At 53.5% G+C, this 13,961-nt stretch carries 8 protein-coding genes and 1 pseudogene; 6 read left to right on the top strand and 3 right to left on the bottom strand.

Annotated features, from left to right (window positions below; genetic code table 11):
• Both ddlA and AFL22_RS19465 read right to left on the bottom strand, forming a co-directional pair.
• The gene (ddlA, locus tag AFL22_RS19470; protein WP_052271970.1) at positions 1–1,098 is read right to left on the bottom strand and encodes a D-alanine--D-alanine ligase; all 1,098 of its coding nucleotides are present in this window, start codon (positions 1,096–1,098) and stop codon (positions 1–3) included.
• A 225-nt stretch (positions 1,099–1,323) separates the two neighbouring features.
• Entirely contained in the window at positions 1,324–9,915 is an 8,592-nt protein-coding gene (locus tag AFL22_RS19465; protein ID WP_241773200.1) for a glucoamylase family protein, read from the bottom strand.
• 301 nt (positions 9,916–10,216) lie between these two features.
• Between AFL22_RS19465 and AFL22_RS24685 the strand changes: the two genes are divergently transcribed.
• Entirely contained in the window at positions 10,217–10,372 is a 156-nt protein-coding gene (locus tag AFL22_RS24685) for a YnfU family zinc-binding protein (protein WP_216844881.1), read from the top strand.
• A 118-nt stretch (positions 10,373–10,490) separates the two neighbouring features.
• Here AFL22_RS24685 and AFL22_RS19460 read toward each other — a convergent pair whose 3' ends face one another.
• Positions 10,491–10,763: a hypothetical protein gene (locus AFL22_RS19460; RefSeq protein ID WP_235194758.1), complete on the bottom strand. Its 273-nt coding sequence runs from the start codon at positions 10,761–10,763 to the stop codon at positions 10,491–10,493.
• Between the two features lie 299 nt (positions 10,764–11,062).
• On the opposite strand from AFL22_RS19460, the pseudogene AFL22_RS24300 reads away from it, so the two are divergent.
• The 5 genes and pseudogenes from AFL22_RS24300 to AFL22_RS19430 all read left to right on the top strand — a co-directional run.
• A pseudogene (locus AFL22_RS24300) lies at positions 11,063–11,814 on the top strand (replication endonuclease); the annotation flags it as partial.
• Between the two features lie 198 nt (positions 11,815–12,012).
• Complete coding sequence (locus AFL22_RS19445; protein WP_052271967.1) at positions 12,013–12,198, top strand: hypothetical protein; 186 nt, start codon at positions 12,013–12,015, stop codon at positions 12,196–12,198.
• Between the two features lie 8 nt (positions 12,199–12,206).
• Positions 12,207–12,446: a DinI-like family protein gene (locus AFL22_RS19440; RefSeq protein WP_052271966.1), complete on the top strand. Its 240-nt coding sequence runs from the start codon at positions 12,207–12,209 to the stop codon at positions 12,444–12,446.
• A gap of 237 nt (positions 12,447–12,683) precedes the next feature.
• Positions 12,684–12,884, top strand: a complete 201-nt coding sequence (locus AFL22_RS19435; RefSeq protein WP_031291987.1) for a hypothetical protein — start codon at positions 12,684–12,686, stop codon at positions 12,882–12,884.
• 3 nt (positions 12,885–12,887) lie between these two features.
• Positions 12,888–13,682, top strand: coding sequence for a hypothetical protein (locus AFL22_RS19430; RefSeq protein ID WP_052271965.1), 795 nt, complete (start codon positions 12,888–12,890; stop codon positions 13,680–13,682).
• The last annotated feature ends 279 nt before the right edge of the window (positions 13,683–13,961 follow it).

The following is a 13,961-nucleotide window of genomic DNA, read 5'->3' as shown; positions in this document are numbered from 1 at the left end:
TCAGCTGACGCTGCTTTTCAGGGTACTGGCCTGCTGGTGGCGTTCAATCGCCAGGTCGATCAGGCGACTGCTCAGATCCTGATAGCTGAGGCCGGCTGCCTGCCACAGTTTCGGATACATGCTGATATTGGTGAAGCCGGGCAGGGTATTCACTTCGTTGACGATAATTTCGCCATCGGCAGTTAAAAATACATCGACGCGCGCCATGCCAAAGCACTCCAGCGCGGTAAAGGCCTTGATGGCGACCTCACGTATTGCATCGCTGGTTTCCGGTGAAATGGCTGCCGGGACCACCGTCTGCGCACCGCTCTCAGAGATATATTTGGTGTCATACGAGTAGAAGGCGTCATGCACCACCACTTCACCGCAGGGACTGGCTTCGGGGGCATCGTTGCCCAGCACCGCACACTCGATCTCGCGACCTTTGATACCCTGCTCAATCAGCACCTTGCGGTCAAAGGAGAAGGCCAGCGCCAGCGCGGCATCAAATTCTTCAATGCTGTCCACTTTGCTGACGCCCACCGATGAACCCTGGTTGGCGGGTTTGATAAACAGCGGCAGGCCAAAGCGGGCAATGACTGCGCTGGCGTCCAGCTGTGCACGCTGGGCCTGGGTGACGCTCACCCACGGCGCGACGTTGAGGCCGGCGTCGCGCAGCAGGCGTTTGGTAAAATCTTTATCCATGCTGACCGCAGAGCCCAGCACGTCGGAACCGACAAAAGGTAACGAGGCCATACGCAACAGGCCCTGCAGGGAGCCATCTTCACCCAGCGTACCGTGCACGATAGGGAAGATAACGTCGATCTGCGACAGTGGATGGGCGTTATGACGGGTGATAATCTGCTGCTGAGTCGTGCCGGGCACCAGCGCCACATCTTCAGCGGCGTGATTCAGCGCGATCAGCGCCGGATTTTCAGCGTTCAGTAAGAAGTTTGAAGCATCGTTAAGACGCCAGTGTCCCTGCTTATCAATGCCCAGCAGCACCACGTCAAACCTGGTTTTGTCGATCGCCTCAAGGATATTTTTGGCCGACTGTAACGACACCTCATGCTCAGCCGATTTCCCGCCAAACACGATCCCTACCCGCAACTTTGTCATCAATTTTGCCCACTGAAAAAATCAAAACCACAAGATAGCATGGGCTTCGCGAGGGAAAACAGGGCAGGGCGACAGATAATTGTGAGCAGGCGATTAACCCTCGCCATTCAACAGAACGCTGCCGTTGAGCTGCCCGTGCTGACGCGGGTGGCAGCTCAACGGCCCGCTCGCAAAGGTCACTGAATCTCCTCTTTAAGCTGATGCAGAAGGGTTGTCGGGTTTAACTTAATCTGACGCAGAGCCCAGCCAGACTTCAACCTGATGTTCCTGGCGATGGCTTTCCAGCGCTATTTCGTCACCGTCACACCGTTTGCCATCCAGCCACAGCTGATAAATGCTGTCACCGCGAGTGACCCGGATGTTGTAGATCCCTTCCCCATCACGGTAGACAATTTTTATCTCTGACCAGTCAGCGGGAAGCTGTGGCCGGACAGACAGCGCGTTGCCGCGCCGGGTTATCCCAAGCAGACTCTCACTGATAAGCTGATAGGTCCAGCCTGACGAACCGGTATACCAGGTCCAGCCACCCCGCCCGCTGTGGCCTTCGGCCGCATACACATCCGCAGCCATCACATAAGGCTCCGCTTTGTAGATCGCCATATCCTGTTGATTGCCACTATGATTAACCGGATTAATCATAGAGAGCAGGGACCAGGCGCGCTCTGTTTCACCCATCGCCGCAAAGGCCATAATCGCCCACAGAGCCCCATGGGTGTACTGACCGCCATTTTCCCTGACACCCGGTAAATAACCGCGAATGTAGCCCGGATTTGGCCCTGCACCATCGAAAGGCGGAGTGAGCAATTTAATCAGCCGGTTATCCTTATCAACCAGATGCTGATAAAGCGCCTCCATCGCTGACCGGCATCTGGCGTCCTCGCCTGCGCCAGAGAGTACCGACCAGCTCTGGGCAATGGCGTCTATCCGGCACTCACTGTCAGCATGTGAACCGAGCGTCTGGCCACTGTCAAAAAAGCCGCGCAGATACCATTCGCCATCCCAGGCCGCATGGTTAAGCGCGGTTTTGAGCGTCTGCGCGTGCTCCTGACAGTGGCGGGCGGTATCGGTATCGCCGAACCGCAAAGCCAGCGCGGCAAAGCGGTCCAGAACCGTATAGAGGAAGAAGCCGAGCCAGACGCTTTCACCCTTGCCGGCAATCCCGACGGTACTCATACCATCGTTCCAGTCCCCGGAGCCCATCAGCGGAAGGCCGTGCTGACCGTAATTAAGGGCGTGGTTAACCGCGCGAACGCAGTGCTGCCATAGCGGTTCATTAATCTTACTGACGCCCGGAAGCTCATAGACAGACTCTTCGTCCTCTGCCAGCAGGCGACCTTCAAGGTAGCTGACGGGCTGTGACAGCAGCGCCATATCATCGGTTGCCTGCACATAGCGGCACAGCGCATAGGGCAGCCACAGGTAGTCGTCGGAGCAGCGGGTTCTGACGCCACGGCCAGCAGGCGGATGCCACCAGTGCTGTACATCTCCCTCAATAAACTGGCGGGATGCACACAACAACAGCTGATCGCGCAGCCGCTGCGGGGCAGCGTGGGTCAGCGCCAGCGTATCCTGTAACTGATCGCGGAAACCAAAGGCACCACCGGATTGGTAATATCCGCTGCGCGCCAGCAAACGGCTGGCCAGCGTCTGGTAAAGCAGCCAGCCGTTTGCCAGTAAATCGACCTCCGTTGCCGGTGTCTGGATTTGCACTTTAGTCAGTAGCTGGTGCCAGTGCTGTTTAACCCTGGCCAGCTCGTTCTGTGCCTCCCCGGTGGAGAGGAACTGCTGCATCAGCGCGGTCACTGCACCCTCATCTTCCCCCACGCCGAGGGCAAAAACAAAGCTGCGGCTGTCGCCGTCAATCAGTGTCGTCAGCGTCTGCAGCGCGGCGCAGGGATCCATTCCTGCCCCGGTGTTACCTGACAGACCACGAACATTCATCATCGCGGGCTGCCGTGTGGTGCCGTTACGACCCAGACACTCAAGCCGGTTGCCGCTGTGCGCAATCCGGGTACCTGTGACGGCAAAAAAAGCGGTCCGCGCAGAGCCCGTGCTGTTATAAAAGTTTCTGGCCAGAACCGCGCTGCCTGTGGCGATAGCGGCAGGGGACGTCACCACATGCCTTGCGGAGCGGCTCGCCAGCTCACCCAGAACCCATTCGACGTATCCGGTAATCGAAAGATTACGCGTTTTGCCAGAGAGGTTACTCAGCGTCAGCAGGGAAAGTCTGACCGGCGCCTCCTCTGCCACGAACACCGTTAACGAGCTGCTGATGCCATACTCCGTGTGTTCAAACGTGCTGTAACCGAAGCCATGACGGGTCAGATAATCCCCCTTGCCGCGAACCGGAAGCGGCGTGGGCGACCAGACATCACCCGTCTCTTCATCACGCAGATAAAGCGCTTCGCCAGAGCTGTCACTGACGGGATCGTTGTGCCAGGGCGTCAGACGATATTCATGCGCGTTTTCATACCAGCTATAGCCCTGGCCACTCTCGGAAATGACGGTGCCCAACTGGCTGTTGGCCAGCACATTGCACCACGGCGCAGGCGTCTGCTGCTGGCCGGAAAGAATGATGTGATATTCGCTGCCGTCTTCGTTGAAGCCACCGGTGCCATTAAAAAACTGCAACCGCTCCGGCGAAAAGGTGACGGCTGCAGGCGGCGGCGTCTTACTGATCGATGGAAACGCAAATGCAGGCGGGGTGCGCACCGGTTTTAACAGCGTGCTGAGCTGATCGGCGAGGCTGCCGTTCCGGCCTTCCAGCACGACCGCCACGACGCTCAGCAACAGTTGCAGATCGTCAGCGGAAAAACTTTCGCTTTTGCGGATAAATATGCCGCCAGGTTTGTCCGCCTGCTGCCGTTCATCTCCGGCAGGGATCAGGGTCGTGAGCTGATTGAACAGGTTCTGCTGGTACCCGCCCTGGTCGCTGTTCAGGATGAGCAGATCGACCGTCAGTCCTTTTTGTCGCCAGTACTGGTGCGCCTGAATGAGCGTGGTGACCAGGTCGAGTTGATTAATGTTTTCTATCCGAACCAAAAGAATCGGCAGATCACCCGAAATCGCATGGCGCCACAATGACTCCTGGCCCAGCCGGTTCTGCATCAGCGCGTCTGATTCGCCACGCATTTCGGCGCTGGAAAACAGTACGGCACTGGCCAGCTGATTAAACAGGCTGGTATCTTCGGTGCGGATATTCAACTGACGCAAGGCGACCTGACTGTGGGACCACGCCAGTTCAAACACCCGATCGGCGCTGATGTGGTTACGGTACTTCTCAATCAGCGCAATAGTGGTGTCACGCTGAAGTGTCACACCGTAAAGCATATCGATGGTGACGGCCTCTCCCGCTTTTAACGTCACTGACTGGCGAATTGATAACACGGGATCTAACACCGCTCCCTGCTGACCCGTTAATTCACTGCCCGGCATCAGCGCCTGAGCATCGGCTGGCGTCCTGCCGCGCCCGAGAAAACGAGCCCGGTCGGTTTCAAAAGAGGTCTGGCGGCCGGTATTGCCATGTATCGCCATCGCGTGAAACATCCATGCCGTCACTTCTTTCTCTTCACGTGGCCGACGGTGAGCCAGAATCGCTTCCAGCCTGTCAACGATCTCAGTCTGGACGAACAGATTACTGAACGCAGGGTGGGCCATATCGCTGGCTGCTGGTGCCAGTACCACTTCGGTGTAGCTGGTGATATCAAACGGGCGGGTCTGACGGGAACGGTTAGTGACCGTGATGCGTCTGATCTCCACATCATCTTCCGGGGAGACCACGATATGCGTGTGAATGCTGAAGGTGGTGCTTGAAGCGTCAAACTCAATCCCGGCATCATTGAAACGGGTTTTATAATGCGGACGCTCGCAGCAGGTCGGCTGATAGCTGTGAGCAATCACTTCGGCGGATTGCTGATCGGTAACGTAACAGAACGTTCCGTAGTTGTTGCTGGTGCTATCCGCACGCCAGCGGGTGAGTGCCAGCCCCTTCCACTGGCTGTAGCCTGTCCCCGCGTGCGTCACCATCAGATGATAATCTGCATTGGAAAGCAGCTGAAGTTGTGGCTGACGCGGATCTGAACCACTGAATTCACGCTGGTCGGGAATGCTGCGCTGCTGTTTAGGGTCACTGTTTTCGACAAAACTGCGGCGTGGGGTATAGAGCTCAATATCATCAGGCACTTTTTCCTGAAGCAGCAAACGCGAAGACTGAAACAGTGCGCTGGACATAAAGCGCGCGACCATGGGCGCATCCAGCAGCTGGTGAGAGAGCGCAAGCAATCCCATTGCCTGGTGATGGGCCATATACGATTTGACGATCGCAAATGGCTGACCGGGAGCCAGTCGATCCGCTGTGAAATCCAGCGCTTCGTAATAACCGTAGTCACCGCTGGCACCCATTTTTTTAAGTCTTATCAGATTAGCTGTCGCCTCCTGCGGCAGCACCATCAGCGCCAGCAGCGTCGCATAGGGCGCAACAACATGATTGTCATTCAGGCCGCGTTTCAGACCCAGTTCCGGCGTACCAAATGCCCGATACTGGTAGTTATGATTGACGTCAAACGCAGCGTAACCCGATTCCGAAACGCCCCAGGGCGTATTGGTGCTGTTACCCGAGACAATCTGTTGCCTGACCGCCGATAACGCCATCTTTTCCAGTAGCGTGTCGGGGTAAACCGGCATGACCAGGTGCGGCATCAGGTATTCAAACATTGAGCCGCTCCATGACATCACGGCGGGCTGGTTATTCAGCTGAGTAAATAAGCGACCCAGTACAAACCAGCTCTTGGCCGGAAGCTGGCTGGTGGAGATAGCAAAGTAGTGCGTCAGGCGGACTTCTGAAGGGAAAAGGTCATATTTGCTGGCGTCCAGCAGACCGCTGTCCATGTTATAGCCCACGCTGAGTAAAGATGTGGCCGGATAATAGAGAAAGCGGAAGTCCATACTGGCGTGATCGCTGAGGCGGCTGTCCAGCTCCAGCAGGGCAGCCATCCGTTCGCGGGCGGCCCATATCGCAGTCTCTGCCTGTTTTTCCGGGAGCCCGGGGCGGTTCAGGTTCAACTCAGCGAGCCACAGCAATGACGGAATGTCGGCAGGCAGTGGCGCATCCGGGGTAACCCAGCTGAAAAGGAGGGCCCACTCCTGAGTGAAATCGACCAGCTGCTGGTGGAAAAGCGCCGGCCAGTTTAACCGCGTTGTCGGAAGATAAGCCTGTTCTGCTACCACGCTTAATGCCAGCAGAGCCTGCATCCCGGCGTGAAAATCGGCGGGTGAAGCGCGCTGCATCAGGCTTAGCTTAGCTGCGATTTGTTCCACAATGTCGCTGCGGGTGTCGCTCAGTTGGTCTTTAAGCAGTGAGAAGGTATCGGAGAGACCTTCCAGGATACAGGGGAGAGACATCACCGGCTGGTATTTCCACTGCGCCAGGCCAGCCTGAAGGGTCACAAGGTGAGCCGCCATATTACCGCTGTCTACCGTTGAGACGTAGCGTGGGTTCAGCGGTTTTAACGTCTGGGTGTCATACCAGTTATAAAGATGTCCTCTGAAATGCTCCATTCGATCAAGGGTATCGAGGGTGTCGAGCGTCCGGCTGATGACCCGATTCTGGCTGATATAACCAAAATCCCAGGCCGTCAGGTTTGCCAGCAGCGACAGGCCAATGTTGGTCGGTGAGGTCCGGTGGGCCACCCGCGACTCCGGAATCTCCTGCAGATTATCCGGCGGCAAATGGTTGTTATCACTGCTGGCAAATTCGTTAAACCAGGCCCAGGTTCTACGCGCGGTGCGACGCAAAAAGATGCGCTGTTCCGCTGAAAGGCTGCCTGGCTGAGCGCGTTTAGGCTGGCTCATGCGGCTCAGTAACGCGGGGGCGACCGCCCACAATAAAGCGAGCGCCAGTGCGACATGCGTCATCAACGGCATGCTCAGGCTGGTCAGGAATACCAGAGCCGCGCCTGCTACCGGATTAATCCACATGCGGCGGTAGAAATGGCGCACATCAGGCTCGACAGGTTTCTGTGATGAAGCGCTTTTCCACTCGTTCAGAAAGCGGTGGCTGATAGTCAGGCGCCATAAGGTTACGATAATCGCCTTCAGCGACCAGTAACTCTCGTGAGGCAGGATGGCCAGCGCCAGGCCAGCGCGGGAGAGGCGGTTAAAGGCATCGGTGACCAGCATGGATAAATGCTGCCGCCAGGCACGCTTTTTACTTTTCGTCACCCCGTCGATTACCAACGCTGGCAGTCCCGGAAGCAGCAGAAAGAGCATGATGCATCCGACCCAGAATGCCGGGTTCGGTACTATCGTGCACAGCATAAACACCAGCATCAGCAGGGCAGGCGCCACCAGGCTGCGGCGCAGGTTGTCTGTTAATTTCCAGCGGGAAAGCGCACTGAGCGGGTTCTTTTGACGACTGCAATCTTCCTGCCGCACCTGCAACCGTAGCCAGTTAAGGAGCTGCCAGTCGCCCCGCACCCAGCGAAATCGTCGGGCAACATCGCTCAGATAACTATCCGGATATTGTTCATACAGGACGACGTTACTGACCACACCGGAGCGGGCATAGCACCCCTCAAGCAGGTCATGGCTCAGCACCAGATTTTCCGGACAGGTATTGCGTATCGCCCGGCTAAAGGCAGCGACATCGTAAATACCCTTGCCGACAAATGAGCCTTCACCAAACAGATCCTGATAAATATCGGATGAGAGTGAGGAGTAAGCATCATTCCCCGGAATGCTGCTGCACAGCCGGGCATAGCGGCTCTGACCGTTAACCGGTATCTCTTCAGCCAGACGAGGCTGCAGGATGGCATAGCCTTCAACTACCCGATTTTTGACATCGTCGAACACCGGTGCATTGAGTGGGTGGGCCATGACGCCAATCAGCTTATGCGCAGTCTCACGCGGCAGTATTGTGTCGCTGTCGAGAGTAATCACATATTTAACGCTGTGCAGCTGCGTCTGCGTGGCACCTACCGTGACGCTGAAGGCGTTTTCTTCACCCTGAAGCCAGCGATTCAGGGCATGGATCTTACCGCGCTTGCGTTCATACCCCATCCAGACGCCCTGAGAAATATTATGGGTGCGGTCACGGTGTAACAGGGAGAAGAGCGCAATGTCCGATTTACCCCCGCTGTAGCGCCGATTCAGCGCTTCCGTTTTCAGCACGGCGTAACGGATAAGCGCGGCGTCATGATGATGATCCTGTTCGGCGCTATCGGTAAAGTCGGTCAGTAACGCAAAACTGATATTCGTTAAGGCGTTACCGAGATAGCAGATTTCCAGAGAGCGCAACAGGGCGTCTGTTCCCTCATTGCTGCTGAGTAAACAGGGGATAACTACCAGTGTGCGGTCATGCTCCGGTACCGCCAGAGAATAATCGAGTCGGGGCAGGGGAAGGGGATGGCGGCTGCGGGTGGTTAACTCGCTCAGCAACTGCAAGGCTAGCTGGCTGCTGACAATGATGGCGGGCAGCACCAGCAACCAGAGTAATGACGCCATGCCCGCCTGATGGGTGCTGTAGAGCATCTCGGCGGTAAACGCGGTTGTCAGCAGTAAAAGGCTGCCTAACCAGGAGAGTAAAGGAGTCTGGCTCAGATGCTGCCGGCTCCTGTTCAGCCACGTTACTTTAACGTCAAGCTGCTGTTCCAGTTGCTGAAATCCTTTATCCAGCAGGTAATAGCCGACATGCTGCTGACGCAGGGGAAGATCAGGCTGGCTGGCCAGCGTCAGCACAGCCTGGGCGACTTCACGTTCATCAAAGCGACTGTGCCGTGCCAGACGTTCAATCACGTGGCGGTAGTCATCGCGACTGTCAAAATGCATCAGCGGGTATGTCCCGGTGGGATCCTGCTGCAGGACTTTCTCAACCAGGCTGACGGATTCGACAAAAGCCTGCCAGTCAATTTCGCCGAGTTGCCGCAGGCCGGTAATACTGTTGCTGACAGAGAGCTGACTCAGGGCCAGCTGCCGGTTGAACTGCTCAATGACTTCCGAGGTTTTCCGGCCGGTATTTTCCAGCTGTTGTTCGACCCAGGTTAACGCCAGAGTATTGTTCTGGCCACTTAAGCGCCGTTCAAGTTCAGCAACGAAAGCGCCGGAAACCTGCGGGTTCTGGCGGGCCATATCAGCGATGACCAGAATAACTTTTGACGCATCTTCGGCGGCAGTGGAGAGGATATCGCTGATCCACTGCTCCGCTTTATTACGTTCCTGATGTACCCTGGCCACGTCAGCCGCAATCCGGGACAGATTGTTGATAAGCGCAAAACGTAACATGGCAGGCAGGGCCCACAGTTCGCCGAGCAGCAGGGGCGTAACGCGCTGGTAGGCAGCGATAAAAGGATGCAGGACGCTGGTTTCCAGTCTGCCATCACTGTGCTTAATCATCTCCTCGGCGATAGCCTGGATGCGCAGGTAATGAGCCGACTCCTCCAGCATGGGCAGTCCTTTACCGAATTTGGCCGGTAACAGGTGCCGGACCAGGCGGATCTGCTCTTCAATGATGTAAAAATTATCCAGTATCCAGACGGCCGCCGGTGTCTGGCTGCGTTTATCACCTTCACTCAGGATCTCTGCGCTGCGCGTCAATGACAGTTCATTATCTGCCAGCTGCTGCAACAGTCGGTAGGACCATTTTCCACCCGACAGAGTATGCGTTTTCGCTAATTTTTCGCCGTAGTTATCCATTTGTTCAGCCGAAAAAATATCTGGCCGGTGGGCCTGATAAATACCTTCAGTCGGGAACAAAGGAAAATGCTCATCGGGTAATTCACTTTCCCGGCTGAACCACGTCGTCAGTTTTATTTTCACACTCATTTCCTTGCGCTTACGCAGCAGATGGATCCGGAAAAAAAGAAAGGATGACAAAAAAGGAGCCAAAAGAAGGGCTGGAGGTGATAAACAGGTATAGATGATATTGATTATAGTCCTGTTTCCGTTATTCGTAGCTATCCTGATTAACCGGCTGGCGTTCTCTTATGGCGATAAAATAAAGTTAAAAAAATAAACAGCTGCCTTCTCCTCACCTTAGCCCTGTTTAACATCAGAGCCGACAGATAAAAAAATTAATTTACCTGCACTGTGTTACGCTAATGGCAACATTTCAGAGGATAACGACATGACCTGGTTGAGCTTTCTCTTCGACGCGCTACACAGCAGCGAAACCAATACACAGTGTCCGGTGTGTAAAAAGTTTTCCAGACAGTCTGTAGCTAAAAAGAATAAAGGACAGGCAGTCTTATGCCCTCACTGTAAGTCATTGTATGTTATATAAAGTCCGTCGTCTTTTTATGTTGCGATCACCAGGCAGCAGCAAGTCATACTGTTTAACCTTATCCCTCATTGAGGCAATATCTTCGTAACATTAATTTCAATGTGCTGATAACTCTGCATTATCTTTCGTACTCGGTGAAATAACGTTGTGATTCACCCTGGTCGAGAAATTCGAATGGTGAAAGTTGAATAATATCTGGTCCTGCAGACCACACTTCATTAACTCTTGAGATAATATCGCCTTCCTGAAGCGTCAGAAGGTTATTAATGCGTAACACAGCAAATCTGCCATTTTTAAATTCGACCTGATACAACGCAACTTTCTTCAGCGGCATGATGGTTCTTCCACGAATTACCCGGCAGCAGAGTTCAGCACTCGATGAACTTTTCATGATAAACCTCTAATCTATTCATACTCTTCTGTTCAATAAATTAATCTGCAGCATTGTGAATCTGACCTCAGCGCACACGTTGTGCAGATTTCAATTGGCCCGTCTGGACTGCATTTGTTCATATCCGTAAATATAGCGGGTTTATGAAAATAATCTGATACACCCTCTGCAGGGTTAAAAAGTGACTCCGGGGTATCTGTCGGGTTATCAGAATGAGCATGAGTGGCGTCTTTTACAGGGAAAATGGTGGGTATGAGAGTGTGAGGTTAATCAGGGAAAGGGTGAGGTGTAACCTTAGCCGAGGTTACCGGGAACTGCGCCTGCTTGCCGGTCAGGAGCTGAGAAATCAGGCCGATAAAAAAGCCGGTGCGCCGGTGCTTGAAAACGTGCAGCTGGACGCGGTACTGGCCGCTGCAGATGCAGGCTGCTTTGCTACCTACATTACGAAACAGGGCGGCGTACTGGTTCCGCGCAAGCATCACATAGTCAGAACAGCCTATGAACTTAACGACGAGCCGACCCCATACGGAGATCACGGCACCCGCATTTATGGCATCTGGTCCCCGTTAGTGGCGGGCCGTATCTGCACGCATGCAACAAAGTGGAAGATGGTCCGTAAGGCCGTTGACGTTCAGGAGGCGACAGCCGACCAGGGCGCCAGCGCCCCTTGGACTCGTGGCAATAACTGTCCCCCTGATGAAAAACTGAACTCTTCAGGGGGCAATCCGGTACTGTTGAACCTATAGAACCGGGTGAAACGCCTCTTTATGGCCCGGCAGACTTCGACAATATGACCAGAAAACAGCGCCGGGATCTGCTGGCGCGTCTCCGGGTAGTGAAACCGCGTCAGAAAAAGGGTTACAAGCAGCAAATTGATGACGATCAGCGGGCGCTTCTGGTTGCAGAGTTGCTAGTGAGAGGTTTTACCAGTCAAGAGAATGAAACAAACCTGCTTCTGGCCGGTGGCAGTCTCAATTCAGCCGCGGGGATGCGCATTTTCTATAAGAACGGACGGCTGCAGGAAGATGATAAATGGCGTCAATGGAACTGAACTAACAAAGTTGCTATAAGCGAAGCCGCTAGTCAGGGGCAAGTAAGGCTTTGTCTAATCAAAATAACAGGTTGGAACCACTGAAAACCTTACATTTCATTTTCAGATTAGGTCCGATTGAATGAAAAAACATTTCACATTTCGTAACGCATCTACTACTGTATGCTTATACAGCCTTTAGGGTTAAGGGAGGGTTAGATGGACACTCAAGATTTGGCACCGATAAACCGTAAGATGGCTTGCGTTCAGTTCATTGCTGAGGTTTCGCTTATAGCAAATTGCAAGAAATCTGATATGAAATTGGCGATGAGTATCATCGCTGAGTTAGCGCACTCGAGCAGTAAGAATGTCTCTGATGATGAAATCTTTTACGCTGTAGAATAGAGAATGTTATGCGCATCGAGATCATGATTAACAAAGAGCAAAAAATCAGCCCGGAAACTCTCTCAGCACTTGAGGCCGAACTTTATAAGAATTTTCTACCGATTTATCCTGATACCAGCATTCGCATCCGCAAACGCTCTGCAAACGGCGTTGTGCTGAGCGGCGTCAGGCAGGATGATGATAAAAAGAATGTTATGGATATCCTGCAGGCAGTATGGGAAGACGACAGCTGGCAGTACCAGCACTGATAACGTTGCTGGCGACAAAATTTATTTTTGGCGCTGGCAAGGTTGAACAACGAGCACTGCGAGGCGTTAGGCTCTGTCTGGTCATAAACATTTCAACTAAAAACGGTTGCCTGGGACTGCCAGGTAGGTTAAGAAGTAGCTCTCGCCGAATTATGTTTATTTTCAGCTGTCCTATAGTTAGGTAGCAAAACACAGTAAGCGCCGCTGCCAGCGGCGTTTGTGTCATCAGGAGGTTATATGACCGAACTTCTTAGAAAGATGTTATCCGCACCGGGTAAGATCATGCAGGAAGCTATCCGTCATGATGTCAGTAATTCCGGAAGCGGTAAAATTATCACCGACCTGAACGGCTCAGCGACGGTTAACATGAAAAATCAGCAGGTGCGTGACTCAATGCGTGCGCGTATGGAAGAGCTGGCTGCTAAACGACAGGGATAGTTGATGGGTCCGCTGATCATTATGGTTGTTCTGGTATGCGGGTTTTGGTACACACAGAATCACTACCAATCCCGCATAAAGTTAGCCCGAAGTGATGGCTGGAATGCTTACTTTTATGTAGCTATGCATGGATGTAAGTTCGCTATTCAGGGCTTTGGTGTTGTCACCGCTCTTTTTGTTTTACTTCTTCTCCTTAGTACCGTAGTCAACATTCTGGGTATGATATGGCCCAGCCTCCACGCTGATTATTACTCATGGCTGACTGACATTAAGGTCATGTCTTATCCGCTTTTCTTCGTTCTTTCAATGGCGATGGCTGTATGGCTTGCTGTTGAGCAGGGAAACAGTGCGAAGCGGGCGCTGGAGAACGACGAAGACAGACAGCAGGCGTATCGGGAAATGGCAGCACAGGATGGTATCGAGTCATTACTGGTCCAAGCGATTGATGAAGGGAAGCTCATTTTTGTTACCCTGAAGTCACGTAAAGTTTATATCGGTTATGTTGCAGCGCCTCGTATGGAGCATCACGATACACAACACCTTGCCATTATCCCTTACATCAGCGGCTACCGTGATAAAGACACGTTGCGCTATCACGAACAGCATAGATATTTTGAGCTTTATCTGAGTCAGGACATTACAGCTGATTCTGTGCCACTTAACTTTGGCCATTTTCGGCACGTAATGCCGATGGATCAGGTTGAGGGGGTTTCACTTTTCGATACTGAAACCTACAAGTCGTTCGATGATTTTTCAACGCCTGAACCGGCGAAGGAAGACAATCCCGGCAGTGCATGACTATGCTGCATGAAATCGCATGATCCCAAAAGGATCGTTTATGCCCCGGCCCGCCAATACTGGCGGGCTTTTGTTTATGTCATGCAGGTGCATGAAAACCACTGCATAAAGCGGGCAGGCGTGGCGGGGCTACGAGCGCGCGCTTGTTGCTTGCTATCTAATAGTAACTTCATTAGACTTCAAGAGCTCTTTAGCGTGGGAACATTGGTTCCAGCCGGGCGGTTAGCCAGGCTCTAATTTATTGTCTATATCAGGGTTGCGAAAGACACGCACTTCGCC

This window comes from Pantoea sp. CFSAN033090 (assembly GCF_001264395.1).
Lineage (GTDB): Bacteria > Pseudomonadota > Gammaproteobacteria > Enterobacterales > Enterobacteriaceae > Pantoea > Pantoea agglomerans.
Note: the sequence above shows the minus strand (reverse complement) of the source record. Positions and strands in the feature narration are given on the sequence as shown.